This window comes from Pedobacter hiemivivus, from assembly GCF_004331685.1.
GTDB classification, from domain to species: Bacteria; Bacteroidota; Bacteroidia; order Sphingobacteriales; family Sphingobacteriaceae; genus Pedobacter; species Pedobacter hiemivivus.
This window is the reverse complement of sequence record NZ_SJSM01000024.1, coordinates 1-26,907: the sequence shown is the minus strand read 5'-3', so window position 1 is coordinate 26,907 and position 26,907 is coordinate 1. Positions and strand designations below refer to the sequence as shown.

Here is a 26,907-nt window from a genome sequence, read left to right as displayed (position 1 = left end):
AGTTGTATTTCAATTATCTTAATTATACGGATGTAACCGGATATACCCGTGTAATGTCATGTTTATTGTATCCATTCTATACACATTTGCTTAATTGGCGATCGCACTAACAGCTGTGAATGAAGTCAATACTAACTAAATATCTAGAAAAATGGAAAAAGTAAGAAACAGTGTGCGGTTAACCGGGTTTGCAGGAACTGATCCGGTTATCATCAATTTTGCAAATGAAAAACGAATGGCGCGGCTAAGTATTGCGGTGAATGAAGTTTATAAAAATAGCCAGGGAGTTTCGGTAAACCAAACACAATGGTTTAGTTTAATTTTCTGGAACAAAAGAGTAGAGTTGGTGGAAAGAGCGGTTAGGAAGGGAACACGATTTAGTATCGAAGGAAAACTAAATATGCAAAGTTATAAAGACAAGGCCGGGGATCTTCGCTATTCTACTGAGGTTGTCGTAACTGCGATTGAATTGGACGTTCTGGAGATTAAAAGGAAGAAGGAAGACAAGATGGAGGAGGATAAGGAAAGGGAGTCTAAAGTGGAAATAGAAAAAAAAGTGGAGGCTTAAGGTTTATTAAACCTTACCGCTAAGCCCCCATAAAAATTACGTTTAGCAGCAGCATTAAAGTAACGACCTCCTAAAGCATTGAGGTCGTTACCCAGGCTGTAGTTTTCGTTTAATAGATTATCAGCCCCTGCAAAAATCTCTACGGGAACACGACCAATGCGCAAGTTTCTATACCCAATTTTGGCCTGCAGGAGATGGTATTTTTTTGCATAAGCTGTATTGGCATCATTTAGTGGAATTCGAGAAGTAAAGTTGTGTTGGAAAAAAGCGTAACAACCTTTAGGCAACTGTACATCAACACTGCTAACTACCGTCGTTTTTGGAACACCTGTAAGGTTATTGCCTGAAAAATCAGCAGTTTTATCCTGGTACTTGTCAAATTTAAAGTGACTTAAGGTATAAGCATTTCGAAACTGCAAGCTTTGTACAAAATTTGACGCATTAGTTGGAATCACCCAAAAAACAAGTGTACTTTCCAATCCCCATTGCTTGGTACCACCGGCATTGATAAAATATTCAGCATTATTTTCGTCTAAACGTCTCACTATTGCACTTTTTAGATTGTAGTAGAAGCCGGCTACATCAATAAACAATCTATTGTTTAATGTTTGATATTTTAACCCGGTTTCGTAATTCCAACCATATTCCGGTTGCAAGTCAATATTGATCACATTGTTCGAGGCTCTGATTTCTGCCAGCGTAGGAGGGGAGTAACCTTTACTCGCTGAGGCTCTTAAAGATAAACGTTGGTCTACAAGGTAAGATAGTGCGGCTCTTGGCATCACCTGAATGTCAAAGCTATTTGTGTTTTTTGCAATAGCTATAGGAGCGATGCTTTCATAACCATATTTATACAAATTGGCACTGGCAGAAAGCTCAAATAGCCATTTATCAAATAGATCAACGGTGAGATGAGCAAAAGCAAAATTAGCTGCGGCCTTTAATTTATCTGAAGCTTGTAATGCAGCTGGAACACCTAGATTGTTTACGTAATTGTCTACATCGGTTGAGGTTTGCATACTTTCCACGCCCAAATCGAATTTCCAGTTCAAATCAGTCTGTTTCCGTTCATATTCAAGATATGACCTCAAGCCAAGTGTAAGTTCTTTTCGTTTCTCATAATTGGTAATAAACGGGTTTTTAAAGTCCGTATAGGAAGCAAAAACAGCTACTACATGCTTTAGCTGCTCATTGATTTGCCAGTTGTTGGCAATCCCTCCGTATAATGTATTGCTATAGATCCCTGCATTTTGTTGTATCGCACTTTTTAAGGCACCCGCTGCAGGTCTTGATGATTTTGGATTTTGCAAATACTGTGCTTCGGTTAACCCACCGGGTGTATTGTAATGGAGATCTGAATAAAATATAAATGCTTTTAGTGTGGCATTCTTTGCATAATCCCATTTGTGGAAAGTCTGGAAGTATTTACGATCCATTCCACTGTGGTCACGGTAGCCATCACTACGTTGATAGGATTGCGTAAGGTTAAAGCTGTATTTGTTAAACTGCTGGTTTAAAATTAAATTTTCCCGGAAGAGACCATAAGAACCGCCTTCAAGTTTCAAACCTAACGTTGTACTATCTGAAACGGTGCCCTGTGGTTGGATTAGTATTACGCCACCAGAGTTTGCGCCAAAGATATTGCCATGTGGTCCTTTTAAAATCTGTAAACTCTGTGCAGCGGATACATCCAGCGCATTGAAATAGGTGTTCCCACCTGCATCTGTTAAGGGGAAGTCATCAAAGTATATTTTAATATTTCTTACTCCGAAGGGCGATCTCAGTAAGCTCCCACGAATAGAAAGGCGGTAACTACCCGGTGAGCGTTCTTCCATGCGGACACCCGGTATGGTATTTATTGTAGAAACAAATGAAGCCGAGGGTTGCTTATCCATGACCGCCTGATCTATTAAACCGATTGAACCTGTTGATCTTAATAGCGGTTGCGCCGAGAAATAAGGGTGAATAACGACCTCATTTAGTTTTTTCGTGGTGTCTTGTTTTGTTTGTGCAATGCTAAAAAAACCAAGCACAATCAAACAGCTTGTAAAAATTGCTTTCATCTAAAGCAAAGCTAAAATTTAGTACGAATAATTCTAACTCACATTTTGGCTATTTACGCTCTTATATGTGCTATTTAAATTTTACACGCTTGTCGCTCATATTTCATCAGTTTATTCTATCTTTAGGCGATTTAATCAAAAGCATGTTTATCATAAACAATCAGCTTTATTTTTCATTCATATAATCGTATTTATAACAATATGTCAAACACATCAAAAATTATCTATACCAAGACAGATGAAGCGCCAATGTTGGCAACCTATTCATTATTACCAATTGTACAAGCTTTTACAGCCTCAGCTGGTATTGACGTAGAAAGCAGGGATATTTCTTTAGCCGGAAGGATTTTAGCGAATTTTCCAGAGTTTTTAAAGGAAGACCAAAAAATTGGAGATGCATTGACGGAACTTGGCCAATTGGCAACTACGCCAGAGGCTAATATTATCAAATTACCTAATATTTCTGCTTCTATTCCACAGTTGGTTGGTGCAATTACTGAATTACAATCACAAGGTTTTGCACTTCCTAATTATCCAGATAATGCACAAACTGAAGAAGAAAAAGCAATCAAAGCAAAATATGCAAAGATTCTAGGTTCTGCTGTTAACCCTGTTTTACGTGAAGGTAATTCAGATCGTAGAGCGCCTAAAGCAGTTAAGAATTATGCAAAAGCAAATCCACATTCGATGGGGGCTTGGTCTGCAGATTCTAAAACTAAAGTAGAAAGCATGACTGAAGGTGATTTCTACGGATCAGAAAAATCTGTTACTGTTGCAGAACCTACTCAGTTTAAAATCGAATTTGTAGATGCAAACGGTGCTGTTGTTGAACTAAAAGGATTATCGCCATTAAAAGCTGGTGAAGTAATTGATAGTTCAGTAATGAATCTTTCTGCATTGAAATCTTTTGTAGCAAAAGCTATTGAAGAAGCAAAAGCAGCTGGTGTTTTACTTTCAGTGCATTTAAAAGCAACCATGATGAAGGTTTCTGACCCAATCATTTTTGGTGCTATTGTAGAAGTTTACTTCGCTGATGTTTTTATTAAATATGCTGATCTGTTCAAAGAATTAAACATTGATACCCGTAATGGTTTAGGCGATGTTTACGCTAAAATTGCTGGAAATGCAAAAGAAGCAGAAGTAAAAGCGGCTATTGATGCTGCAATTGCAAATGGCCCGGCATTGGCCATGGTAAACTCAGATAAAGGAATTACCAACCTGCATGTGCCTTCTGATGTAATTGTGGATGCTTCAATGCCAGCAATGATTCGTACATCAGGTCAGATGTGGAATAAAGACAATAAACAACAAGATACTATTGCTATAATTCCTGATCGTTGCTATGCAGGTGTTTATACTGCTACAATTGAGGATTGTAAAGCTCATGGCGCTTTTGACGTAACCACGATGGGTTCTGTACCAAACGTAGGTTTAATGGCGCAAAAAGCTGAGGAGTATGGCTCTCATGATAAAACTTTCCAAGCTACTGCAGATGGTGCCATCCGTGTAACTGATGCAAACGGTAATGTCTTCTTCGATCAAAAGGTTGAAAAAGGTGACATCTTCCGTATGTGCCAAACCAAGGATGCTCCAATTCAGGATTGGGTTAAATTGACCGTAAATAGAGCTCGCTTATCAGCTACACCAGCAGTTTTCTGGTTAGATGAAAACAGAGCGCATGATAGAGAAATTATTGCGAAAGTGAAAAAATACCTGGCTGATCATGATACTTCAGGTTTAGACATCCGTATTTTATCACCAGTTGAAGCGACTAAATTTACTCTAGACAGAATCCGTAAAGGTGAAGACACGATTTCAGTAACAGGTAACGTACTACGTGATTATTTAACCGATTTGTTCCCAATTTTAGAACTAGGTACATCTGCAAAAATGTTATCTATAGTACCGTTGATGAACGGTGGTGGTTTGTTTGAGACTGGAGCTGGTGGTTCTGCACCTAAACATATTGAACAATTCTTGCATGAAGGTTACTTACGTTGGGATTCCTTAGGTGAGTTTTTGGCTTTAGCTGTTTCTTTAGAGCATTTAGGTCAAACTCAAAACAATGCAAAAGCTTTAGTATTGGCTGAAACATTAGATTTAGCAACAGAGATGTTCTTAGCTAATGATAAATCTCCAGCTCGTAAAGTTGGTCAGATTGACAATAGAGGTTCACATTACTATTTGGCAATGTATTGGGCTCAAGGTTTAGCTGAACAAACTAAGGATGCAGAATTGCAGGCGAAGTTTGCACAACTAGCTAAAGCTTTAACTGAAAATGAAGCTAAGATTGTGGAAGAGTTAATCGGAGCACAAGGTAAGCCACAAAATATTGGTGGTTATTATCATCCAAATGATGATTTAGCTTTTGCAGCAATGCGTCCTAGTAAAACATTAAACACTGCTTTAGAAAGTTTATAAGCTAAGCTAGTGTTTCCCTAAAGGGGTCTGTATCATCATCATGGTACAGACCCCTTTTTTATGTGTTTTTTTATACGATATGTATCAATAATTTATACGATAAGTGTGAATAATTAAAAACATTTAGTTCTTTTTCTACGTTATATCGGTATAAAACCTAACCAATATGATGACGGGCGATAATGATCAGCAAGGAGGTGCTAAACGCGCAAAGGACAAGCTTCATCCAACAGATTTGGGTGAAACCAAGGATTTTAATAATTTATCTTTTGATAAAGAGCGGAATAGTTTCGAGTTTGATGTGAAAGGGAAGGATACGGACTACGACCATCCACTTCCTTATGATACTTCGGCGCCTAATGGCGAGGATAGTATTTCTACTTACGATGAATCGAACCCTTATATTGGATTGGAGTATGACAAGGATGGCGAGTTGAAAGAAAGGTTAGATGGTGCTGGAATGCGTATAGATGATGGTGAAAGTGTAGTGGTGAGTCCTGAGGATGAAATACTGGCCCGTACGCCTGAGGATGACCGGGATGATCTGGATGAAGAGGGTTATCCGATTAATGATATGCCAGGTAAGTGAGGGTTAAGGATTGACGTCGAGATTAAACCTACGACGCATCTCATCCAGCTTGGGGTTTTTCTCAACCAGATACTGATATTTTTCAACACTGGTGTACAGACGGTTCACTACCTCTTTTACGACTTGCTTAGTCTTTATGATAATACTAAAGTTTTTAAGTCTTGGCCTTAAAAAATTAAGTAGATCTATCATTTCCTCCTGAAGTATGCCTTCTTGTAGCTTATGCTCAATATGTACCAAAATTTCTTCCTGACTTACCAATATCGGTGCTGAAGTACTCATTAAGGTATACACATTGATTCTGTTAGCCACTTTTACGATGTTTACATACTCTTCCCAGTAAAATAGAAGCTGCTCATGTGTAAAGGGCTCACGGTCACTACCAGAAATATATTGTGGTTCGTCATCAACAGCACCTTCTCCTTTTTTTTCTATGCCGTTTAAAGATGGAATTAGCATTGCCGCGTTATTTTGCTGGGTAGGAGAAGATGGCTTAAGTACAATTTTTGCAGATGGTGCAGGTGCTTTTTTAGGAAGCGGAATGCTTGCAGACGGTGTAGTCACAGGTTTTGCCTCCATAACTGGTATAGCCGGCGTAGCGTTTGCAGCTGGATTTAGCGGAGCTATAGGAATTGCAGTTGTAGGCGCTGTATTAACTACTTGATTTGTCGCCGGCGCAGGTGCTGCAACAGGACTTACATTAGTTTTTTTTTTAATCTGATCGTTGTCAGTTGCGTTGGTAAGCGGTTGGCTGGCTAGTTGAAGTACCGATGGTATGTGGCACATTTTTATTAAAGCCATCTCCACTTGTAGCCGCTGATTTTTACTGTTTTTGTAATTCAGATCGCACTGGTTGGCCAGATTTAAAGCAGTAAGGATAAATGATACCGGTGTTTGCTGACTCTGACTGATGTATTTTTGTTTGATGTTTTCGCTAACCTCTAAAAGTTTAGTGGTTTGCGGATCTTTGGCTACCAATAGATTGCGCAGGTGACTGGCCAATCCGTTGATGAAGTTGTTACCATCAAAACCATTGTTTAATATTTCATCAAACAAGATTAGGGTATTACTTACATCGGTAGCAGTAAGGTATTGGGTAAGTTTAAAGTAGTAGTCGTAATCAAGTATGTTAAGATTGTCGATTACCGATTTATAAGTTAGATTTTTGTTGGTATAACTTACAATCTGATCAAACATAGATAGTGCATCCCTTAGTCCGCCATCCGCTTTTTGAGCAATGATGTGTAGACCGTCGGCTTCTACGGCTATGTTTTCACGTTCTGCGATTTTATTTAAATGACTTGAAATATCATCTACCTGGATCCTGTTGAAATCAAAGATCTGGCATCGTGACAATATCGTAGGCAGTATTTTATGTTTTTCTGTGGTGGCTAATATAAAAATAGCATAAGAAGGTGGCTCTTCAAGTGTTTTTAGGAACGCATTGAAGGCATTTGCGGAAAGCATGTGCACCTCATCAATGATATAGATTTTATATTTTCCGGCTTGTGGCGGTATGCGTACTTGCTCAATCAAACTTCTGATGTCATCAACAGAGTTGTTCGATGCAGCATCAAGCTCATGGAAGTTGAAAGAATGACCGGTTTGAAAAGAAACACAAGAATCACAGGTGCCACAGGCTTCTTGTTCTGGAGTTAGATTGGTACAGTTAATTGTTTTTGCAAGGATACGTGCGCAAGTGGTTTTACCTACACCCCTTGGCCCACAAAATAGAAAAGCCTGTGCCAGTTGGTTGTTTTTTATAGCATTTTTTAGCGTACCTGTAATGTGCTGCTGTCCAACAACCGTTTCAAACGTTGCCGGGCGGTATTTACGGGCTGATACTATAAAATTCTCCATTCGTCCACGAAAATAGGCATTTTTAATTTATTTAAAAACAGCCGTTAATTCTTTTCTGTATTGTGAGGCGCTTTTTCCAGTAAATTCTTTAAATACCTTATTAAAGTGACTGAAATTATTAAAGCCGCTTTCATAGCTAATATTTGCAACGCTGGTTTGTTTTTCTGCCAAAAGTTTAGAGGCGTGTACAATTCGATATTCGTTTACGAATTGAGTAAATGTTTTTTTTGTGATTTTCTTAAAATATCGGCAGAAGGAGGGGACGGTCATGCTAGACATTTCTGCAATAGCGATTAAATTAATCTCTTCCTGGAAATGATCTTTAACATAGTTAAATACCATATTAATTCTGTCATTGTCCTGGATTTGCATTTCCATTGAAAATCCAGCTGCATTTAAAATTTTATAATCACTGGCGTGTTCCAGTTCTTTTAATACACTTAATAAGGTTAATAATCTTTCAAAAGGCTCTTGCTCATCCATGAGCTCAATTTTATGGCCTACGGCGTCTTTTGTTCTTTGTCCAAAAGCAATACCGCCTTTTGCTTTATTAAATAGGTCAGATATGGATTTTGTTTCCTGGAGACCTAAAAAGTCTTTTCCAAGAAAATCATCTTTCATTTGAATAACAGTCTCATTTTTATTCCCAGTATTGGTGTCGGTGAAGCCGCAATGGGGTAAATTACTACCAATCAAGATTAAATCACCTTCGGTATAATAAGATATATGACTTCCGATTTGTCGTTTCCCCGATCCTCCGTTTACAAAAACCATTTCAATTTCGGGGTGGTAATGCCAAACGTGTGCTTTGTTGTTGTGGTTCTCTATATATTTTGAATAATAAAAAGAACTTCCAAAAGTGGGTTCAATAACTTCAAAGCCGGGCTTAATATTCTTCTTGTTTTGCACGATCAAAAATACTTAAAAAATCATATTTATTGTTTTTTGTCCTAAAGATACTGATGTGCGGGTAATTTAGCATAGATATCAGTGAATATGCAATAAATTTTCCATCAAAATGAGTAGTAATTTTGGAGTATAAAATAATTGTTAACCTTTTAAACAATTTTATCATGAAAAATTTATTAAAAATCAGTCTAATAGCAGTTTCCCTATTCTTTTCTGCTAGCTTATATGCAAGTGAAGGCTCATTTGTGTTGAAAGTTAAAGGGATAAATGAAAAATCAGTTACTTTTTATATTGATGAGGCTCAAATTGTTGATGTTTCTATTTATGGAACAGAAAATGAGCTCTTATATGAGAAAAGAATAAAGGCAAAACGTGGATCTTCTAAAACTTATGACTTGAGTTCTTTCCCGGATGGAAGTTATACATTTAAAATAACAACAGAATCGAAATCAACGGAGTACCAACTTTCGATTGTGAATGGTAAAACGATTGTGTCTAATCCATTGATTACCGAAACGATTAAGCCGGTTTTGACTAAGGAAGATGAAATGATCACATTGAATCTTGAAAATGCGTCTAAAGGACCAGTAGAGGTTAGAATTATAAACGAATATAATGATGAATTATATAAAGAAGTTTTTGAAGGTGAGTTAGCCCTTACCAAAAAGTTTAATGTATCCAGGGTAGGTTTAGGTGAGCTGACTTTTTTGATCAAGTCTGAAAATCAGGAATTTACCAAAGTGGTTCAAATGCGTTAATAGATTAGTTTTTTATGTTTAGAAGAGGTTGTCCCGTAAGGATAGTCTCTTTTTTTTGTATAAGGAATTCGGGTTGGACTGGGGGATTGCAGGGTGTCAATATTTCTCAATAAACCCTTTGTTTTTAAGATATTAATCAGTACTTTTGCATCCCGCATTAAGAGCGGATTAATTAAAAAATAAACAAAATAACAATGAATCAGTACGAAACTGTTATCGTTCTAACCCCGTTGTTGTCAGAAGAAGTTGCGAAAGAGGCATTAGCCAAATTCAGCAAAATCATCACTGATAGCGGAGCCGAAATTGTTCAAGAGGACAATTGGGGTTTGAGAAAATTAGCGTATCCGATTGAGAAAAAAGCAAGCGGATTCTTCCACCTTACAGAGTACAAATCTTCTGGTGAATTAATTAGTAAATTGGAATTGGAGCTTAAGCGTGATGAGCGTGTGCTACGTTTCCTTACCATTAGATTAGACCGTCATGCGGTTGCTTATAATGATAAGAAACGCAGTGGAGCTTTTAACAAAAAACCAAAACAGGAGGTTGCAGGATAATGGCTAAAGATCAAATACAATATGTTACTGCTCCAAAAGTGGACGATAACAGAAAAAAATATTGCCGTTTCAGAAAGAACGGTATTAAATATATTGATTACAAAGACGCAAACTTCTTGTTAAAATTCATCAATGATCAAGGTAAATTATTACCTCGCCGTTTAACTGGTACTTCATTGAAATTTCAACGTAAAGTGGCTCAAGCGGTAAAACGTGCACGTCACATTGGTTTGTTACCTTTTGTTGCTGACCAATTAAAATAGGAGCTGAGAGATGGAAATCATTTTAAAACAAGATATCAAATCCCTAGGGGAAAAAGATGATATCGTTAATGTAAAGCCAGGATATGGTCGTAACTACTTAATCCCTCAAGGATTTGGTGCTTTGGCTACTCCTTCAGCTAAAAAAGTATTAGCGGAAAACTTAAAGCAAGCTGCTTTTAAACAAGATAAAATTAAGAAAGATGCTGAAGGTATCGCAGAACGTTTAACTGATGTTAAATTGTCTATCGGTGCTAAAGCTGGTGAGACAGGTAAGATTTTTGGTGCTGTAAATACCATTATGATTGCTGAAGCATTAAAACAAAAAGGTTTTGATGTTGATCGTCGCCGCATCACTTTCGAAACTGAGCCTAAATTTGTAGGTGAATATGTTGCAAACTTAAACTTACACAAAGAAGTGAAAGTTAAAGTTGCTTTCGAAGTTGTAGCTGAGTAATCTTAATATTAGATACAAAAAAAGCTTCCTGATTTTCAGGAAGCTTTTTTTATGCCTTATAATTTTAGAGATACGTTATTCTGAGTTTATCCCAAGATCTCGCTCTTATTAGCTTTTTCTTCTCTTGTTCTTAGCTTCTTCAATGATCTGACGGATCTGTTTGATGTCGCTCTTAGAAAAGCCGCTGATTTCAACTTTATTTCCGGTTAAAAATAACCTTAACGTAGAGAAGCCAATCATCGGAGAGTCTACCTCAATCGACGTAATGTCTTCGTAGTTCAGATATTTCGAATCTCCGCTGAATAAACCCGGTGATTTGATTTCTATGCTGTTTTCTTCCAGGTGAATTTCCGTAGGGAAAACCTTGTTTCCTTCTGATAGTCGGGATGCTGTAAATTTCATGTTGAGGTAAATTTAAGTAATTTATTTAATTCTTTCATTTGGCAGCTTTGCTTATGAGTTGAAATTAATGTTTTTATTACCTTTGGGCGATGGCACAAAAAAAACGTTCGAACAGTAAATCAAAACAATCCTTTACTAAAAAAGCAACCTCAATACTTACCCGACTTTTTGTCTGGTTTTTACTGGTCAGTGTGCTGTGGGTATTGATTTACCGCTTCCTTAACCCACCTATCACCCTATTGATGGTATTGCGGAATATAGAACGCAAGAGCGAAGGAAAGGTGTTAAAAATGGAAAAGGAATGGGTAGATTTTAAGGATATATCTGACAACATGAAGCGTGCTGCTGTTTCGGCGGAGGATCAGTTGTTTTTAAAGCATATTGGTTTTGATGTTAATGCTATAGAAAAGGCCTTTAAGACGAACAAGAAGGGCGAAAAAGTTAAAGGGGGCAGTACCATTTCTCAACAAACTGCAAAGAATGTGTTTTTATGGCCTGGGCGTTCATGGATTAGAAAAGGTTTTGAGGCTTATTTCACGCTCCTGATAGAAATGCTATGGAGTAAGGAGCGGATACTGGAGGTTTACCTGAATGTGATTGAAATGGGGGATGGTATTTATGGTGCAGAAGCAGCGGCACAAGCCTATTTTGGTAAATCTTCTACTAAGTTAACCCGTTCTCAGGCTGCATTGATTGCCGCTTGTTTCCCTAATCCAAGAAGGTGGACACCAAAGAAACCAACGCGCTATATCAAACACCGCCAATATCTGATCATGAAAAACATGAGAAGGCTGGGCCCTTTAGATTTCTAATATAATAAATAGGTTCGTAGTTTAAGGCCAGCTTACAGCAAGTGTGCAAACACTTTGCTGTGCCAGCTTTGCTCGAAAGGAGTTTCCCATTTAGTCTCAAACTCTTCTAAATTTTGTACAAGGTTGTTGAAGACGATAGTTTTTGGTCCAACAGTTTTGATGTTTACCAAGGTTTCAAAATCTTCTTTATTGGTTACAATCACCTTGCCATCTATTTTATAGGCAATGTTAAACCTATCAAATAGGTCAACATTGTAAGTTTGCTCAATATCTTTGATGATTCGTACGGAGGCGTCTATTGAACATCCGGTAACACCTGCTGAAGCCTCGTCAACAATAAAGACAATAAAAAACTGATGCCGTATTTGTGCAGTTGCTTTTAATTGATGCCCATGGGCTTTCCATTGCGAAGTAAAGTCATCCAGTTTTTGCTGTATAGCGGATACCTCGTCATTAGTAAATGCACGGTTACTTTGGTAGATCCAAACTTTAGATTGTGGAGAAAAACTCATAGTTCAAATTTAATAAATTATTTAATTTGTTGGAGCTAAAATATTAACGTGATGAATAAGTTTACATTGAGCTTAAGAATGTCCCTCTTTTTGTCGCTGAGCCTAATATTAATGGCTTTTACTGCACATTCCCTTCTGGATGAGCAGCTTGTCTATATTCAGAAAAAGCTCTCAGAACATCACGATAATGAACATAGTGGCGAGCAAATTAAGCGTTATGAATTAAATGTTACCAACAATGGGTTTTGTAGATACAAGCGTTATTATTTAAGTGGTAAAATTGAATATTTCTCTTTTAACCTGGTTAAATTTAAGGACCTGGACTATTATGGGACCGATAAGAATGGACAACTTTATTTGCGTACCAAGGGTGAAGATGTAATTGTGCAAACTTACAACGATAAAAAGGGAGGGGATGTGGATAGTATGGCAACCTATATGGCTATTCCGTTGAAAAATATTGAACCTCAAGATCTTTCGGACCTTTTGGATCGTCTCGTTAAAACAAATGCGCAGCTGCTAGCTCAAAAATAGTCATCTTAGTTCAGGTATAATTTCTCTATGAAAAATTACTATATTGAGATCATGGAATTAAGTTGCTACGATCAATTGCCTAATGGAAGACACGCTTACTGAACCTGAGCTTTTAGGTAAAATTGCTGCCGGTGACCGGATTGCCTTTTCTACTTTATATCAACTGCATCTCTCCGAGATCTATCATTATCTCTATCTATTTACGAAATCGACTGATGCCGCGGAAGAAATTGTGCAGGATGTTTTTGTGAAAATTTGGGAAAAAAGAGAAAACCTGATTCATATTAAAGCCTTTAAACCTTATTTGTACAAATGTGCTAAGAATATGCTGTTGGATGAGTTCAGAAGAAATGCAGTAAAGAGCAAGGTATATAATGCCCTAAAGCCAGATACAGAAGAGAGTCATGGTAAAACGGATGACCGAATCATATATAATGAATACCATAAAATTGCGGAAATGGCCATTGATCTGCTCCCTGAAAAGCGGAAGGCTATATTTCTGATGCGTACGCGGGAAGAATTATCTCTCGATGAAATTGCAGAAAGATTGGGCATTTCAAAATCTGTAGTTAAAAAGCAACTGTATGCCGGAATTGGCTTTGTACGTCAGTATTTGCATAATCATGATGCCTATTTTATGCTAATCGCCATCAATTTATATTTAAATACTTTATAGAGGGGGTCTTTCGACCTACTCATTCGTCTACTCTATTATGGAAGAAAAAGAACTTTCGGAATTTCTGAAAAAGTTTTCAAGAAATCAGTACACGGCACAAGAGCATGATGCATTCATGAACTGGTTCCAGCGTTTAAGTAGAGATAAGATGGGGCAGGTGATGGATATGTACCAGGAGATGATTGATGAACGGGATGAAAGGACTTATCCTGAGCTTACAGAAAAGATTGAAGCGAGGTTAAATGCATTGGATGTTCATAAGGAGGCTCGTATAGTTACCCTATGGCCTAAACTTAAATATATTGCTGTTGCATGTGCGGCTTTCCTGTGTATAGGAGTTGGGCTTTATTATTTTAATACTGGTCGAAAAAATAGTGCTCTTGTTGAAAATAAGGTATTTGAAAATAAAATTTTACAAGGGAGTAATAAAGCTGTATTAAAGCTGGCAGATGGATCAGAAATTATTCTGGATGCTGCAAAAGTTGGCAAACTTGCCGAACAGCAGCAGACCTCTATTTATAAGGAAAAAGACGGACAGCTTGTTTTTGATGCCTCAGCATTAAACGGCAAGGACCAGAGTGGGGTAATAGCGTATAACTCGTTAGCTACTCCTCGGGGCGGACAGTATATGCTCAAATTACCAGACGGAACTAGGGTGTGGTTAAATTCTGCTTCCTCTTTGAGATTTCCAACCACATTTTCCGGCAAAGAACGTATGGTGGAGTTGACTGGAGAAGGATACTTTGAAGTAGTTAAAGATAAAACAAAACCTTTCAAGGTAAAAACGACTAACCAAACTGTAGAAGTATTGGGTACACATTTTAATATTAATGCCTATGCGGAAGAGCCTGCGGTGGTAACAACGCTTCTGGAAGGAAGTGTAAAACTTGCCAAATCAGGTACGGATAAAGTACAACTGCTAAAACCCGGTCAGCAAGCTAAACTAACCAATGTTTTTACCGTTTACGAGGTAGATCCTGATGCATTTGTGGATTGGAAGGATGGTTATTTTAAGTTTTCAAGAGAAGATATTCAGTCAATTATGCGCAAGGTGTCTAGATGGTACGATGTGGATGTAGTTTATGAAGGCACACTTACTAAGGAGGGCTTTGTTGGAACTGTTCCCCGTTCAAAAAATATCAAAGAGCTTCTTGATGCTTTGAAATTAACGGGACTGATGAACTATAGAATTGAAGGAGACCGGGTAGTCATCACACCATAAATAAATATTCATATATTTTTTTTGAAGGAGGGGGCTTTTACTTCAAGTAATGCGTCTTCTTTATAACAACCAAATATTTACTTAAGAAAGGAGGGATACTGATGCCTTAGAATTCTACATTGTAAGCGCTTAAAACAAAAAACCAGAAGTGCTTCGAACACCTCTGGCAAATATGAGTTTCTAGCAAGCTTAATATTGACTTATCAACCAAAATAAACCATTTAAAACCCAAATATTTCCAAATATAATGAAATTTTACACTCAATCGGGATGTAGACTTCCAGTCTGCATTCATAAAATTACGCGGGTTATGAAACTTACATTGGGTCTGCTCTTGACTGCCTTTCTCCAGGTCTCCCTGGCAGGTTATGCTCAAAAGATTACCTTTTCTAAAAAAAATGTACCTCTAGAACAAGTGTTCAGTGAGATTCGTAATCAAACCGGCTATACTTTCCTGTATACTGATAAAATGTTGGAGGGAACGAAACTGTTAGATCTCAATGTTACTGATGCTACTTTGATAGATGTGTTAAATGCAGCTTTTAAAGAGCAGCCTTTAACCTATACTATCAACAATAAAATCATCGTGGTTAAACGAAAGTCAGCCACTTATAATATCTATAAAGCCGTAATACCAATCAAAGGAAAAGTGACTGATGAAAAAAATCAGCCTTTACCTGGGGTAAGTGTCCGGTTAATGGGGACAAATAAAGGAACCATTACTGATTTAAACGGCTATTATACCATTGAAGTGCCCGATGCAAACGCTACACTTTCTTTTTCTATTGTAGGCTTTGCTACAAAGGATGTCAAAGTCGGTACTAAAGGAACGCTGGATGTTACCCTAACAGTAAAGGCTACTGGCTTGGATGAGATTGTGGTGATTGGTTATGGTACTCAAAGACGGGAAGATATCAATGGTGCCATTTCTTCCGTAAAAGCAGCTGATATAGCGGCTATTCCACAGGCAAGTGTAGATCAATTGCTGCAGGGTAAGGCAGCAGGGATTACCGTGACCCAAAATACAGGTGCGCCAGGTAGCCAGACTTCAGTTCATATCCGTGGGATCGCAAGCTTTGGCTCTGCAGAGCCGTTATACGTTATTGATGGGGTTGAGGTTGCTGGCGCCGCAAATGCAAATGGAAATCTCTCCTTCAGTGCCAATACCGGAGCATATTCGCCAAGTCCATTGGCGTTGTTGAATCCCAACGACGTAGAAAGTATTGATATCTTGAAAGATGCTTCAGCTGCTGCGATCTATGGTAACAGGGCGGCAAATGGTGTGATCATCATTACCACAAAAAAAGGTAAAATGGGAAGTGCGCGGATCAATTACGATGGATATGCGGGTTTACAACAGGCGCAAAAATTCCTCGATATGATGAACCTGAAGCAATACGCAAAAATGGAGAATTACCTGGCAGATTCGTATGGGATGATCAGGAGGGAAGAGCTGGCCAACATTGATCTGCTTGGCGAAGGGACTGACTGGCAGCGAGCGATCTTTCGTACTGCACCTATGCAAAGTCATCAATTGTCGATCTCCGGTGGTAAGGATGGTTTATCCTATTACATTTCTGGTGGTTATTTTGATCAGGATGGTATTGCTATTGGCTCAGCCTTTAAACGATATTCTTTCCGCTCTAACCTGGAAGCTCAGGTAAAACCATGGGCAAAAGTTGGTTTAATTGTGTCTGGTAGCCGGACAGCAGAAAATATTGTATACTCGGACCAGGGCGGTATTATTTATAATGCGCTCTTACAGGCACCTGAGATTCCGATCTATAATTCTGATGGTACTTATGCGGGACCGCCAGATACACCGGATGCTATTTCGGGGATCATAAATCCAGTACAACAGGCGCTGAGTATTTATAACAGGTTAAACAGAAATAATTTAAATGTCAACCTGTTTAATGAAATCAAATTCTTTAAAGATCTGACGTTAAGGTCAGAAGTTGGAGGAGATTTTGGCTTCTCGGACAGTAAGGTTTTTAATCCTAGTTATTCCTATGGACGTTTTCGGAATCCAATTGCCGTTTTACGAGAACAAAGTGGAAAAAGTAATTACCTGAACTGGAAAGAATACCTGACTTACAGACATGTTTTTGCTAAAAAACACGACTTAACGGCCTTGCTGGGATACCAGGTGAGTTCGAATAATTACAACAATGTCCAAACGACAATTTCAGACTTTCTTGTCAACGAATTAGGAGAAGAGGTGCCAACGTTAAACCTTGGAAATGCAGCCACAGCAATTGTAAATGAGCAAAAAACAGCGCCGCATAATATGGAGTCTATGTTTGCGCGCGCTATTTACACTTACAATAGAAAGTATAGTGTTACGGCAACACTCCGTAGTGATGTATCTTCAAACTTTGCAAAAGGAAACCGAAGAGGCTATTTCCCTTCATTTGCAGCTTCATGGAAAGTGTCGGAAGAATCCTTTATGGAGCACATTAAACACATAGCGAATGATGTGAAGTTCAGGGTAGGTTTCGGACATGTGGGAAATGAAGCAATCCCGGCTTATGCTTTTGGTTCAAAATTGAATTCAAGCGTGACAGGTTTGGGGACAGGATTCCTGTTAGACCGTATTGCAAATCCAGATCTGGAATGGGAGCACCATGAAGAATACAACGTAGGTATTGATTTCGGATTGTTTAAAGACCGATTTAGGGCAACATTTGATTATTTTGAACGCAAATCCAATAAGTTTCTTTTCCAGTTGCCTTTACCTGCTTATGTTGTGGGGGCACAAGGATACCTCGGTGGAATTAACCCACCTTTTGTAAATGCAGGGGGGATTACGAATAACGGGTTTGACTTTACGTTAACTTCCAGGAACATTGCCACTGCTGATTTTAAGTGGAACAGTACTTTAGTGTTTTCCAAGTATAATAACAAAGTTACCTCTCTGGCCAATGGCTTGCCTTACATATTGCAAACGTATGGCTCTACCGCTATCCCAATCAGTCGTACTGTAGTAGGTGGCCCGCTGGGAGAGTTTTATGGTTACCGGGTAAAAGGTATTTTTAAAACTGATGAACAGTTAAGAACCGCACCGATACAATTTGGTAACCCTATATCTAATGATCCTAATAAGGGCGCTAAACGTACCTGGTTGGGCGATATTCAATATGTTGATCTGAATGGTGACAATATTATTGATGCCGCTGACCAGGAGAGTCTGGGAAGTCCACAACCCGATTTTACTTTTGGCTTTACCAATAACTTTAGCTACAAGGCATTCGACCTGAGTATTTTTCTGCAAGGTTCTTATGGTGGCCGTATTTTAAGTATGGCAGATAGGATATTAACTGCAATGACCTCTATTTATCAGAACCAACTTGCTTCCCAGGCTGATTTCTGGACAATGCAGAATCCCGGATCCAATATTCCTGCACCAAGGGCGGGTTCTGATAACAGCAATATCCTTATTTCAGATAGGTATATTTTTGATGGCTCGTATGTCAGAATCCAGAACATCAATCTTGGTTATACCTTCTCATCTGGTATTATTAAAAAGATGAAGCTGAATAAGTTAAAAGTATATACGAGTATCCAGAATTTATATACGTTCACAAAATACGAAGGATACGATCCTGAAATTGGGTTGCAAAATCAAAATCCATTGTACTCTGGTGTAGATATAGGTCGATATCCCTCTGCAAGGGTATTTACTTTCGGGATTAACGCAGAATTTTAACATAAAAAGTCATGATACACTATAAAAAATATCTTATGTTATTCGGATTGGTAAGTTGCCTGGCCATATCCGCTTGTAAGGACTCATTTTTTGATCAGGCCCCGCAAGATGCCATTACGGTTGATAATTATTATACAACTGCCGATCAGGTAAAAGCAAGTACAAATGTGCTATACAATAAAGTTTGGTTCCTCTGGAACAATAAGGCTGCATATTGTATCGGCGAGGTGGCCAGTGGCAATGGTCGCAGTTATGCCGCTGATGTGGTAAACTTTGTGACTATCTCTGCGACAGCCAATAATACTGAAGTTATTAATGCCTGGACGGGGATGTATACTGTTGTTGCACAAGCAAATGCCTTAATCAATACACTTCCTTTAAAAGTGCCGGCATCAGTGCCATCGGCAGTACTCAACAACGCTTTGGGAGAAGCCCATTTTATGCGTGGATTGGCCTATTTTTACCTGGTACGGATGTTTGGTAATGTGCCTATCGTCGAGAATAGCCTTGATCTGGCTACAAACTTTAAGGTAAATACCAATCCGGTTCCAGATGTATACAGGTTCATCATTAACGATCTGAAATTTGCTGAAGAAAATTGTACAAAAATGGTAAGAGGAGCACCTTCAACCGCACAGGGGCGCGTTTCGAGTGGTTCGGCTGCAGCAATGCTGGCGAAAGTATACCTGAATATGGAGGATTATCCGAATGCACGTTTGTATGCCGAAAAAGTGATCAACAGTGGAGAGTTTAAACTTTATGGAATAGATCTTCCGGATAAAACTTACCATGATCTTTTTTTAACCGCAAATAATAACAATGAAGAGTCTGTTGCAGCTTTGCAATGGGTAGCTGGTGGTCCGTACGCAACGGGCAATAGTTTACAAGCCTCATTGGCAACAAACTCTATTATAACCGGTACTGGTGATGGATGGAGCGTGGTAAGCGGAACTTACAGTTTATTGGAGACTTACGAAGCGGGTGATAAACGCAAACGAAGTACAGTTATGATGAAAGGAGATGTTTATCCTGAGATCAACCAAGTTACCGGAGGCTTAACCATTCCCACAAACTGGCCTTTTGGAAATACTGGGATAGGTGTTAAGAAATATGTGGTAGGTACCCCTGCCGATAATGGTGGAAAAGGCGCAACACAATCCACAGGAAATAATACTTACCTGATGCGTTATGCGGAAGTTTTATTGATTGAAGCAGAGGCTGTTCTTGGCTCGGCATCTGTCACTAGCGATGCAGCAGCATTAGGACCGTTCAATAAAATCAGGTCAAGAGCGGGTTTGGGGCTGAAAACGGAAATTACTAAAATCGACATTTTTAAGGAAAGAAGAATCGAATTTGCTATTGAGTTTGATTACTGGTTTGACCTCTGCCGTATGGATGGTTTTAATGTAAAATCCCATCCAATTGCCAAGGCTATTGTTAATGCACAGAATAGAGGGGTTGCTGGAACGCCAATGTATTTAAATGTGACAGACGACCAGTTTTTGTTTGCCTATCCGGAGATAGAAGTTTCCGCCAATCCAAAGCTAAAAGAAGCACCCGTGCCTTATGTATTTAAATAAAAACGCAATGAAGAATTTGATTAACAATCGGCTTTCACGTACAATAGTTATACTTGTTGCCTTCATTTTAGTGTGCTCCTCATGCAAAAAGAATAATGAGGAAGGTGTTAAAGCCGCTCCACAAATAGAACGGGTTAGGACGCTAACTAAAAACGATACCACCTATACAGAAACACGTGTTAACCTTGACTCTAATAAATTCGGGAACGTGATCACCAAGGTTCCATATGATGCCAATGTGCCTGCAGCAAGATGGAACGGACAGTATATTCTAATGGGACAAAATTTACGAACCACAATTTCGATTAAAATAAACGGTGTGGCTGTATTTTTTAATCCGGTCTTTGTGACCGAAAATAGCCTGATCTTTGTCGTGGGAACTGATGTTCCATATGGACCAACTCAAAGTAATAAACTTACGTTAACCACTAAATACGGTACTGTAGAATATGATTTTGGACTGTTACAACCTTATCCTGTAATTACGAAAGTTGCTCCACTGTTGGGTGAAGTTGGGGGAGTAATAACCGTTACAGGGACTTATTTTGAGAACCTGACCAGCGTTAAATTTGGAACGGTAGACGCCGAAATTGTTGGTGTACCCACAAAAACAGAGATAAAAGTTAAAATACCAGCAGGTGTTTCTCAGGCCAGTATTACTGTAACTACTGCAGGTGGATCAGCCGTATCGACAAATTCTTTTTTTGCATTTAAAAAGCTTTTATATGACGATGCCTGGACAACGGGTATGACATCATATGGAGGTTGGGGTGGTACTGGTGATATTGCCAATGCCACCGGTGGAGTAAGGGGTACTAAATCGATTAAATTCAATTATACAGGATACGATTGTCCCTTACAATTTGCCTATACCGGGCCAACGTTAAGTCTGAGTAATTATACCGCATTAAAACTTTCTATTTATGGTGGGACAGGCTCTGCGGGGAAAACGGTTAAAGTGGAACTTAACGGTGTAGCTACCGTTTGGGCGATACTCACATTGACAGAAGGCACCTTTACAGATTATGTCATCCCACTCAGCACTTTCCCTGCCGCGGTTAACTTCACTAAAATATGGGTTGTAGAGAACAGCAATAGTAAAGCGCCAATCTATATTGATGAAATAGGTTTTTTATAAGTATCAGTTAATTCGCAGATATGAAATGTATTTTAAAGTCAAGCTCCTTATTGTGGAGCTTGCTCCTGTGCCTGTTTTGCTTATATGCCGAAATGATTTCAGCCCAACCACCCAGAACGCTAATTACGGTCGTGGTGGCACCAGATCATGCCGATTGGACCTATAAGACAGGAGAGAAGGCCATGTTTTCTATTACCGTGCTTAAAGACGGTAATACACTTAAAAACTGTAAGGTTGATGTCCAGGTAGGCCCTGAGAAAATGGATGCCACATGGACTGAAAAGTTAAGCATGGCTGATGGAAAAGCAACTATAGATGGGGGTACAATGAAAAGCCCGGGGTTTTTACGCTGCATCGCTACCATTAATTTCGAAGGTAAATTATACCGTGGTTTGGCAACCGTAGGATTTGATCCTTACCAGATTAAACCTACAACGGATATGCCATCGGATTTTACGGCTTTCTGGGATAAAGCAAAAAGCGAGCTTTCGAAGCTACCGCTAGAAACTAAGTTAACCCTGATGCCCGAAAGATGTACCGAAAAAGTCAACACCTACCAGTTTAGTGTACAGAATTTTAGGCCTGGATCAAGATTGTATGGTATGATCTGTATTCCGAAAAGGCCTGGGAAATATCCTGCTGAGCTCATTGTTCCTGGAGCAGGTATCAGGCCACTAAATGGGTATGTTACGCTGGCTGAAAAGGGTATAATTACAGTGGAAATGGCGATTCATGGTATCCCTGTAACGATGGACCCAATGGTCTATAATAATCTTTACGATGGTGCACTTAATGAGTATTATTCCGCTAACCTAGACAATAAAGATCACTATTATTACAAGAGGGTGTACATGGGCTGTGTTAGGGCGGTAGACCTGATTTGTAGTTTGCCTGAATTTGATGGTGAAAATATTGGCGTTTTTGGTGGCAGTCAGGGCGGTGCACTTTCTGTCGTTACAGCAGCGTTGGATAGTCGGGTGAAATACCTGGTATGCCTTTTTCCTGCTTTGTCCGATTTAACGGGATACCTGCACAATAGGGCAGGTGGCTGGCCACATCTATTTAATAAAGAAAATGGGGTCTTTAACAATACCGAAGCGCGGATTCAAACCTCAAAATATTATGATGTCGTGAATTTCGCTAAACTATTAAAGGTTCCTGGGATATACTCCTGGGGTTTTAATGATGAAACCTGTCCGCCAACGACCACTTACGCCGTCTACAATGCCGTTACTGCCAAAAAGGAGTTATTACTTGCCAGAGATAGTGGGCATTTTGGATATCCCGAACAATGGGATGTGCTGAACAAATGGATGATAGAAAAATTATTGCCGAACTCAATTAAAAAATAAAATTATGACACCATATATTTTAAAAAAAGGAATGATACAATTTGTTATTGTCCTGGTCGTAACCGTTTTACCGGTATTTATGGCTTGTAAAAAAAATACGATTACGACTGCTGAAGAAGTAGTTGTTACACCACCCGTACCAGAAGTTAAATACGTACTAGACTGGGCTGATGAATTTGAGGGGACGACCTTAAATGCCGCAAACTGGACACCGGAAATCGGTTATAACATAGGGGGGAATGCGGAGCAAGAAAATTACCAGGCCGCCAATATTGCTGTCGCAGATGGACACCTTCAGATTACAGCAAAAAAGCAACAGATCGGTGTCAGCGGTTATACTTCGGGAAGAATCAATTCTTTAAATAAGAAGGATTTCACTTATGGAAAAATAGAAGCTAGGATGAAACTTCCACGTGGACAAGGTTTATGGCCTGCATTTTGGATGCTGGGCTCAAATATGAGGGCCAGAGGAGGCGAACCAGGAGTCGGCTGGCCGGCATGTGGAGAAATCGATATCCTGGAAGCGATTAACACCGAAATTTGGGCCTCAGCAGCTGCACACTGGGCAAAACCAGATGGGACCCACATTTCCTCAGGAAATAAAATTAATACCACACCGGGTGAGTACCATGTTTACAGTGTGATTTGGACGAAAGAGACCATTAAATGGTATATCGACGATAAATTTTACAATGGCCTCTGGATTAAAGATGGAAAAGGTAGTACAAGTGAATTTCATCTGCCTTTTAATATCATTTTCAATCTTGCTGTTGGTGGCACTTGGCCGGGGCAGGTTATCGATGATACCAAACTACCTGCAGTAATGCTGGTAGATTACGTACGTGTGTATAAAGAGGTTAAATAGGATTTTTTAAGCGCGTAAAAAACCGGCAATGTTCAAATTGAATTTGCCGGTTTTTTATGTGTAATGTACAGTGGCTGGTTCGAAAATAGTATAAACCTTTGTTTCCTCATACCTGGAGGCTACGATGATCTCCGTGCCATCTGCATGTTGCGTAAATAAGTCGGCAACGAGTTCTGGGCAGTTGTTGTCCTTAGACAGGTGAGATAACAAGAGGTGAGTCATGAAGGCGGGTTTATGGGCTGTAAAGAGCTCCAGCGCCTGTTTGTTAGATAAGTGACCTCTTCCTCCGCTGATGCGTTTTTTTAAAAAGTAAGGGTATGCACTTTTCTGAAGTAGCTCATCGTCATAATTGGCTTCCAGAAATGCGGCATGGCATTGTTGGAAGTGGAAGGTAAGCTGTTCGCATGCAGCGCCTAAATCTGTAAATACGCCAACTTTAGTCTCTCCACAAGAAACCACAAAACTATAAGGTTCAGAAGCATCATGTATTTTTGGGAAGCCAGTAATCAAAAGGTTACCTACTTGTACCTGGGTGTCATAATGCAAAGGTCTGATGAGGTCCTCCCTTAAGTTAAATCTACAGCCTGCTAGGGTACCTGGGTTGATATAGGTTGGTAAATTGTATTTAGCAGCGAGGGTTTGCAAGCCTTTAATGTGGTCTGTATGTTCGTGAGAAATAAATATGGCCTTTACTTTTTGCATGGAAAGGCCAAGTCTCAGCATTCTTTTCTCAGTCTCCCTACATGATATCCCGGCATCAACAAGTATGGCTTCTTCGCTGTTGCCAACGTAGTAGCAGTTTCCGTTGCTGCCGGAGTTTAAGGAGGCTATGAAAAGATGATTACAATCCATTGGCTCTGACTGTGATTTCAGCAATATCTAAAACCTTTACGTTCTGATCCTGATCTTTCATTTTCACCCCATCGCTTAGCATAGTCATACAAAAAGGGCATGATGCTGCGATGATTTGTGGTTGAGTTTCTAAGGCTTCTTCGATTCTTTCGATGTTGATGTCTTTATTCCCTTTTTCAGGTTCTTTAAACATCTGAGCGCCACCTGCACCACAGCATAGGCCATTGGTTTTACAGCGTTTCATTTCAACAAGTTGGGCATCTAGTGCTTCTAAAGCTTTTCTCGGGGCTTCATATACATCATTTCCACGGCCTAAATAACATGGATCATGGTAGGTAATCTTTTTACCTTTAAAACTCTCACCCCCTTCAGCTTTAAGCTTGCCTTCGTCAATGAGTTGTTGTATCAGTTGGGTGTGGTGTATCACTTCGTAATTGCCACCTAGTCCTGGATATTCGTTTTTTATGGTGTTGAAGCAGTGTGGACAACCGGTAACAATCTTTTTAATATTATACCCGTTTAGGACTTCTATGTTGGTCATGGCTTGCATTTGAAACAGGAATTCATTTCCTGCACGCTTAGCCGGATCACCAGTACAACTTTCTTCGGTACCAAGTACTGCATATTTTAAACCAACATGATGCAATATTTTGCAGATGTCGCGAGTCGTTTTTTGTGCTCTTTCATCATAACTTCCGGCGCAGCCTACCCAAAATAGAATTTCAGGTTCTTCGCCTTTGGCTATCATTTCTGCCATTGTTGGCACTTCAAAATTTAGTTGTGCGCTCATATATTGATGTTTAAGCTATTTCTTTAAATCTTTAATCTTTGCTCCTTGATCTTTAATCTCGGTTCTTTATTCCTTAATCTTCCTTAGCCCAGTTAAATCTGTCGGCCGGAGAATATTTCCATGGTGCTCCGTTGTTTTCAATGTTACCCAACATGGTACCGATACTTGCAGGAGATTGTGATTCTTCCATTACCGCGTATCTTCTCAGGTCGGTAATGATCGCTAAAGGATCTATGTTGATTGGACAAGCTTGTGTGCAGGCATTACAGCTGGTACAAGCCCATATCTCTTCTCTGCTGATGTAGTCGTCAATTAAAGATTTGCCATCGTCAAATCCTTTGCCTGCTTTATCCAGGCTTCGACCTACTTCTTCCATTCTGTCACGGGTATCCATCATGATTTTACGCGGCGACAATAGTTTCCCGGTAATATTGGCTGGACAAACAGATGTACACCTTCCGCACTCAGTGCAGGTATAGGCATTCATTAGATTAACCCAGGTCAAGTCGTTTACATCTTTTGCTCCAAAACGACCTGCTGCGGCTTCTGGTGGTGTAAATGAAGGATCAAGCATGGCTTTTACCTCATTGGTTACACTTTGCATATTTGTAAACTCACCTTTAGGCTCCAGGTTAGAGAAGTAAGTATTTGGGAAAGCGAATATGATGTGGAAGTGCTTAGAATAGGGTAGGTAGTTTAAGAAAGCAAAAATGCCTATAATATGAAACCACCAGCAACCTCTTTCTATCGCAATAAGGCCAGCTTCTGTATTTGGTAAAAGATTATGCAAGAATTGGCTTATCGGAAAAGCTCCTGCAGTGGTGTAATGACCTACGCCCATAGCCTGCAATTTGGAGTCTGCCGCATTTAAAAGCAAAAAGGCAGTCATTAACAGGATCTCTGTGATCAGGATGTAATTGGCATCTGATCGTGGCCAGCTTTTCATTTCAACGCCACTAAATCTCTTTAGTTTGAGGATGTTTCTTCTGATTAGGAAGATGACACAGGCTAGCCATACGCCCAGGGCAAGGAATTCAAATGAGCCTATCAAGACATCATAAAAAATACCTAAGCCTCCAAATACACGGTGTGTACCAAAGATGCCATCGATCATGATCTCCAATACTTCAATATTGATGATTACGAAGCCTGCATACACGATGAGGTGTAGGAGGGCTGGAATCGGTCTGAAAAACATTTTCGTTTGTCCGAATGCAACTTTGAGCATGGTCATCAGCCTTTTATGAGGCTGGTCTGACCGGTCTACAGCTCTTCCGAAGCGAATATTGCGGATTACTTTCTTTACGTTATAGCTAAATAGGGCTATTGCGGCTAGCGTGATGGCTATGAATAGGATTTGTGACACCATTTGAAATATCTCTTATCGTAAGGCGAAGTTAAAGTATTTCGTTTAAAACCGATTATTATGCATGCATAAAATTGAAAATTTAGAGCCGATTTAAATAAAATCACATTATTTTCAAAAAAGATTTTGCTTTTCAAAAAAAGACACTACATTTGCACTCCCAACCGAGGGGGACATGATTACGAAATCATGTTTAAATAAGATGGTACGGTAGCTCAGTCGGTAGAGCAATGGACTGAAAATCCATGTGTCGCCGGTTCGATCCCGGCCCATACCACTGCAAGAAGCTTCAGAGAAATCTGGAGCTTTTCTGTTTTAAAGCGGAATTTATAAATCTTATCTGGCTTGTAGCTTCCTTTGGATCAATCCCAAAAGTTGTGGAGCAATCGATAAAATTATAGATTTGTATTTCTATACCGTTTTATATTTATGCCATCAGCTACTGCATCCTTGCTCAGATTATTTCTGCCAGATTTTATACTAGAGAATTTTGAATTCAAAGGGGTTATTGAGGATAGTGAAACCTTCCATATCGAACTCGAAGAATTGAATAATCCCCCCTCAGAATGGGATGGGATCAAAGTTTTGTCCAAAGGCTTTTTCCCTCAGATTGTAATTCAAGACTTTCCTATCCGTGGTCATAAAGTGTTTTTTCATA

The 26,907-nt window shown here is 39.3% G+C and carries 25 protein-coding genes and 1 tRNA gene; 18 read left to right on the top strand and 8 right to left on the bottom strand.

The window, feature by feature from the left end; translation table 11 throughout:
- Positions 1 to 151: 151 nt before the first annotated feature.
- Entirely contained in the window at positions 152 to 568 is a 417-nt protein-coding gene (locus EZ444_RS22935) for a single-stranded DNA-binding protein (RefSeq protein ID WP_131611747.1), read from the top strand.
- Here EZ444_RS22935 and EZ444_RS22930 read toward each other — a convergent pair.
- Positions 565 to 2,631 carry a TonB-dependent receptor gene (locus tag EZ444_RS22930; protein WP_131611745.1) on the bottom strand — a complete coding sequence of 689 codons (2,067 nt, stop codon included), beginning with the start codon at positions 2,629 to 2,631 and terminating at the stop codon, positions 565 to 567. The two genes, EZ444_RS22935 and EZ444_RS22930, sit on opposite strands and share 4 nt — an antisense overlap.
- Positions 2,632 to 2,832: 201 nt before the next feature.
- Between EZ444_RS22930 and EZ444_RS22925 the strand changes: the two genes are divergently transcribed.
- Entirely contained in the window at positions 2,833 to 5,052 is a 2,220-nt protein-coding gene (locus tag EZ444_RS22925; RefSeq protein WP_131611743.1) for an NADP-dependent isocitrate dehydrogenase, read from the top strand.
- Positions 5,053 to 5,218: 166 nt separating this feature from the next.
- Complete coding sequence (locus EZ444_RS22920) at positions 5,219 to 5,641, top strand: hypothetical protein (protein WP_131611741.1); 423 nt, start codon at positions 5,219 to 5,221, stop codon at positions 5,639 to 5,641.
- A gap of 3 nt (positions 5,642 to 5,644) precedes the next feature.
- Here the strand turns inward: EZ444_RS22920 and EZ444_RS22915 are convergent, their stop codons facing one another.
- A complete protein-coding gene (locus tag EZ444_RS22915; RefSeq protein WP_131611739.1) occupies positions 5,645 to 7,501 on the bottom strand; it encodes a DNA polymerase III subunit gamma/tau in 1,857 nt (618 codons plus the stop codon).
- Positions 7,502 to 7,528: 27 nt separating this feature from the next.
- Entirely contained in the window at positions 7,529 to 8,410 is an 882-nt protein-coding gene (locus EZ444_RS22910; protein WP_205945337.1) for an AraC family transcriptional regulator, read from the bottom strand.
- A 164-nt stretch (positions 8,411 to 8,574) separates the two neighbouring features.
- On the opposite strand from EZ444_RS22910, the gene EZ444_RS22905 reads away from it, so the two are divergent.
- From EZ444_RS22905 to rplI, 4 genes are all read left to right on the top strand, one after another.
- A complete protein-coding gene (locus EZ444_RS22905) occupies positions 8,575 to 9,168 on the top strand; it encodes a hypothetical protein (protein ID WP_131611737.1) in 594 nt (197 codons plus the stop codon).
- Between the two features lie 194 nt (positions 9,169 to 9,362).
- On the top strand, positions 9,363 to 9,722 hold the full coding sequence (gene rpsF / locus EZ444_RS22900; protein WP_131611735.1) for a 30S ribosomal protein S6: 360 nt from the start codon (positions 9,363 to 9,365) through the stop codon (positions 9,720 to 9,722).
- Positions 9,722 to 9,985 carry a 30S ribosomal protein S18 gene (rpsR, locus tag EZ444_RS22895; RefSeq protein ID WP_084291565.1) on the top strand — a complete coding sequence of 88 codons (264 nt, stop codon included), beginning with the start codon at positions 9,722 to 9,724 and terminating at the stop codon, positions 9,983 to 9,985. Before rpsF ends, rpsR begins: the two co-directional genes overlap by 1 nt.
- Before the next feature lie 10 nt (positions 9,986 to 9,995).
- A complete protein-coding gene (rplI, locus tag EZ444_RS22890; protein ID WP_090784932.1) occupies positions 9,996 to 10,439 on the top strand; it encodes a 50S ribosomal protein L9 in 444 nt (147 codons plus the stop codon).
- 108 nt (positions 10,440 to 10,547) lie between these two features.
- Here rplI and EZ444_RS22885 read toward each other — a convergent pair whose 3' ends face one another.
- Positions 10,548 to 10,841: a PH domain-containing protein gene (locus tag EZ444_RS22885; RefSeq protein WP_131611733.1), complete on the bottom strand. Its 294-nt coding sequence runs from the start codon at positions 10,839 to 10,841 to the stop codon at positions 10,548 to 10,550.
- An 89-nt stretch (positions 10,842 to 10,930) separates the two neighbouring features.
- Between EZ444_RS22885 and mtgA the strand changes: the two genes are divergently transcribed.
- Positions 10,931 to 11,653 (top strand): monofunctional biosynthetic peptidoglycan transglycosylase, encoded by a 723-nt coding sequence (gene mtgA / locus EZ444_RS22880; protein ID WP_131611731.1) that lies wholly within the window; start codon positions 10,931 to 10,933, stop codon positions 11,651 to 11,653.
- A gap of 32 nt (positions 11,654 to 11,685) precedes the next feature.
- Here the strand turns inward: mtgA and EZ444_RS22875 are convergent, their stop codons facing one another.
- Positions 11,686 to 12,165 (bottom strand): ABC transporter ATPase, encoded by a 480-nt coding sequence (locus tag EZ444_RS22875; protein ID WP_131611729.1) that lies wholly within the window; start codon positions 12,163 to 12,165, stop codon positions 11,686 to 11,688.
- 51 nt (positions 12,166 to 12,216) lie between these two features.
- Here EZ444_RS22875 and EZ444_RS22870 point away from each other — a divergent pair, with 51 nt between their 5' ends.
- From EZ444_RS22870 to EZ444_RS22835, 8 genes are all read left to right on the top strand, one after another.
- Positions 12,217 to 12,699, top strand: a complete 483-nt coding sequence (locus EZ444_RS22870) for a hypothetical protein (protein ID WP_131611727.1) — start codon at positions 12,217 to 12,219, stop codon at positions 12,697 to 12,699.
- Between the two features lie 82 nt (positions 12,700 to 12,781).
- Complete coding sequence (locus EZ444_RS22865) at positions 12,782 to 13,375, top strand: RNA polymerase sigma factor (RefSeq protein ID WP_131611725.1); 594 nt, start codon at positions 12,782 to 12,784, stop codon at positions 13,373 to 13,375.
- Positions 13,376 to 13,412: 37 nt separating this feature from the next.
- Positions 13,413 to 14,597, top strand: coding sequence for a FecR family protein (locus EZ444_RS22860; protein WP_131611723.1), 1,185 nt, complete (start codon positions 13,413 to 13,415; stop codon positions 14,595 to 14,597).
- Positions 14,598 to 14,907: 310 nt separating this feature from the next.
- A complete protein-coding gene (locus EZ444_RS22855; RefSeq protein ID WP_205945336.1) occupies positions 14,908 to 18,306 on the top strand; it encodes a TonB-dependent receptor in 3,399 nt (1,132 codons plus the stop codon).
- Positions 18,307 to 18,317: 11 nt separating this feature from the next.
- Positions 18,318 to 19,886: a RagB/SusD family nutrient uptake outer membrane protein gene (locus EZ444_RS22850; protein ID WP_131611719.1), complete on the top strand. Its 1,569-nt coding sequence runs from the start codon at positions 18,318 to 18,320 to the stop codon at positions 19,884 to 19,886.
- A gap of 7 nt (positions 19,887 to 19,893) precedes the next feature.
- Entirely contained in the window at positions 19,894 to 21,024 is a 1,131-nt protein-coding gene (locus EZ444_RS22845; protein WP_165503705.1) for an IPT/TIG domain-containing protein, read from the top strand.
- A 20-nt stretch (positions 21,025 to 21,044) separates the two neighbouring features.
- Positions 21,045 to 22,376 carry an acetylxylan esterase gene (locus tag EZ444_RS22840; RefSeq protein ID WP_131611715.1) on the top strand — a complete coding sequence of 444 codons (1,332 nt, stop codon included), beginning with the start codon at positions 21,045 to 21,047 and terminating at the stop codon, positions 22,374 to 22,376.
- 4 nt (positions 22,377 to 22,380) lie between these two features.
- Positions 22,381 to 23,241, top strand: coding sequence for a glycoside hydrolase family 16 protein (locus EZ444_RS22835; protein WP_131611714.1), 861 nt, complete (start codon positions 22,381 to 22,383; stop codon positions 23,239 to 23,241).
- Between the two features lie 54 nt (positions 23,242 to 23,295).
- Here the strand turns inward: EZ444_RS22835 and EZ444_RS22830 are convergent, their stop codons facing one another.
- The 3 genes from EZ444_RS22830 to EZ444_RS22820 form a co-directional block, all read right to left on the bottom strand.
- On the bottom strand, positions 23,296 to 24,093 hold the full coding sequence (locus tag EZ444_RS22830) for an MBL fold metallo-hydrolase (RefSeq protein ID WP_131611712.1): 798 nt from the start codon (positions 24,091 to 24,093) through the stop codon (positions 23,296 to 23,298).
- Positions 24,083 to 24,883, bottom strand: coding sequence for a (Fe-S)-binding protein (locus EZ444_RS22825; RefSeq protein ID WP_090784948.1), 801 nt, complete (start codon positions 24,881 to 24,883; stop codon positions 24,083 to 24,085). Before EZ444_RS22825 ends, EZ444_RS22830 begins: the two co-directional genes overlap by 11 nt.
- 73 nt (positions 24,884 to 24,956) lie before the next feature.
- Complete coding sequence (locus EZ444_RS22820; RefSeq protein ID WP_131611710.1) at positions 24,957 to 26,252, bottom strand: 4Fe-4S dicluster domain-containing protein; 1,296 nt, start codon at positions 26,250 to 26,252, stop codon at positions 24,957 to 24,959.
- Between the two features lie 201 nt (positions 26,253 to 26,453).
- On the opposite strand from EZ444_RS22820, the gene EZ444_RS22815 reads away from it, so the two are divergent.
- Both EZ444_RS22815 and EZ444_RS27480 read left to right on the top strand, forming a co-directional pair.
- A tRNA-Phe gene (locus EZ444_RS22815) sits at positions 26,454 to 26,526 on the top strand.
- A gap of 152 nt (positions 26,527 to 26,678) precedes the next feature.
- The coding region (locus EZ444_RS27480; RefSeq protein WP_455430282.1) for an ISAon1 family transposase N-terminal region protein at positions 26,679 to 26,907 on the top strand (229 nt) is incomplete at its 3' end.

Bases quoted from the DNA above. Each gene is read 5' to 3' on its own strand.
- EZ444_RS22935 (WP_131611747.1), top strand. From the start codon at position 152: ATGGAAAAAGTAAGAAACAGTGTGCGGTTAACCGGGTTTGCAGGAACT.
- EZ444_RS22930 (WP_131611745.1), bottom strand. From the start codon at position 2,631: ATGAAAGCAATTTTTACAAGCTGTTTGATTGTGCTTGGTTTTTTTAGC.
- EZ444_RS22925 (WP_131611743.1), top strand. From the start codon at position 2,833: ATGTCAAACACATCAAAAATTATCTATACCAAGACAGATGAAGCGCCA.
- EZ444_RS22920 (WP_131611741.1), top strand. From the start codon at position 5,219: ATGATGACGGGCGATAATGATCAGCAAGGAGGTGCTAAACGCGCAAAG.
- EZ444_RS22915 (WP_131611739.1), bottom strand. From the start codon at position 7,501: ATGGAGAATTTTATAGTATCAGCCCGTAAATACCGCCCGGCAACGTTT.
- EZ444_RS22905 (WP_131611737.1), top strand. From the start codon at position 8,575: ATGAAAAATTTATTAAAAATCAGTCTAATAGCAGTTTCCCTATTCTTT.
- rpsF (WP_131611735.1), top strand. From the start codon at position 9,363: ATGAATCAGTACGAAACTGTTATCGTTCTAACCCCGTTGTTGTCAGAA.
- rpsR (WP_084291565.1), top strand. From the start codon at position 9,722: ATGGCTAAAGATCAAATACAATATGTTACTGCTCCAAAAGTGGACGAT.
- rplI (WP_090784932.1), top strand. From the start codon at position 9,996: ATGGAAATCATTTTAAAACAAGATATCAAATCCCTAGGGGAAAAAGAT.
- EZ444_RS22885 (WP_131611733.1), bottom strand. From the start codon at position 10,841: ATGAAATTTACAGCATCCCGACTATCAGAAGGAAACAAGGTTTTCCCT.
- mtgA (WP_131611731.1), top strand. From the start codon at position 10,931: ATGGCACAAAAAAAACGTTCGAACAGTAAATCAAAACAATCCTTTACT.
- EZ444_RS22875 (WP_131611729.1), bottom strand. From the start codon at position 12,165: ATGAGTTTTTCTCCACAATCTAAAGTTTGGATCTACCAAAGTAACCGT.
- EZ444_RS22870 (WP_131611727.1), top strand. From the start codon at position 12,217: ATGAATAAGTTTACATTGAGCTTAAGAATGTCCCTCTTTTTGTCGCTG.
- EZ444_RS22865 (WP_131611725.1), top strand. From the start codon at position 12,782: ATGGAAGACACGCTTACTGAACCTGAGCTTTTAGGTAAAATTGCTGCC.
- EZ444_RS22860 (WP_131611723.1), top strand. From the start codon at position 13,413: ATGGAAGAAAAAGAACTTTCGGAATTTCTGAAAAAGTTTTCAAGAAAT.
- EZ444_RS22855 (WP_205945336.1), top strand. From the start codon at position 14,908: ATGAAACTTACATTGGGTCTGCTCTTGACTGCCTTTCTCCAGGTCTCC.
- EZ444_RS22850 (WP_131611719.1), top strand. From the start codon at position 18,318: ATGATACACTATAAAAAATATCTTATGTTATTCGGATTGGTAAGTTGC.
- EZ444_RS22845 (WP_165503705.1), top strand. From the start codon at position 19,894: ATGAAGAATTTGATTAACAATCGGCTTTCACGTACAATAGTTATACTT.
- EZ444_RS22840 (WP_131611715.1), top strand. From the start codon at position 21,045: ATGAAATGTATTTTAAAGTCAAGCTCCTTATTGTGGAGCTTGCTCCTG.
- EZ444_RS22835 (WP_131611714.1), top strand. From the start codon at position 22,381: ATGACACCATATATTTTAAAAAAAGGAATGATACAATTTGTTATTGTC.
- EZ444_RS22830 (WP_131611712.1), bottom strand. From the start codon at position 24,093: ATGGATTGTAATCATCTTTTCATAGCCTCCTTAAACTCCGGCAGCAAC.
- EZ444_RS22825 (WP_090784948.1), bottom strand. From the start codon at position 24,883: ATGAGCGCACAACTAAATTTTGAAGTGCCAACAATGGCAGAAATGATA.
- EZ444_RS22820 (WP_131611710.1), bottom strand. From the start codon at position 26,252: ATGGTGTCACAAATCCTATTCATAGCCATCACGCTAGCCGCAATAGCC.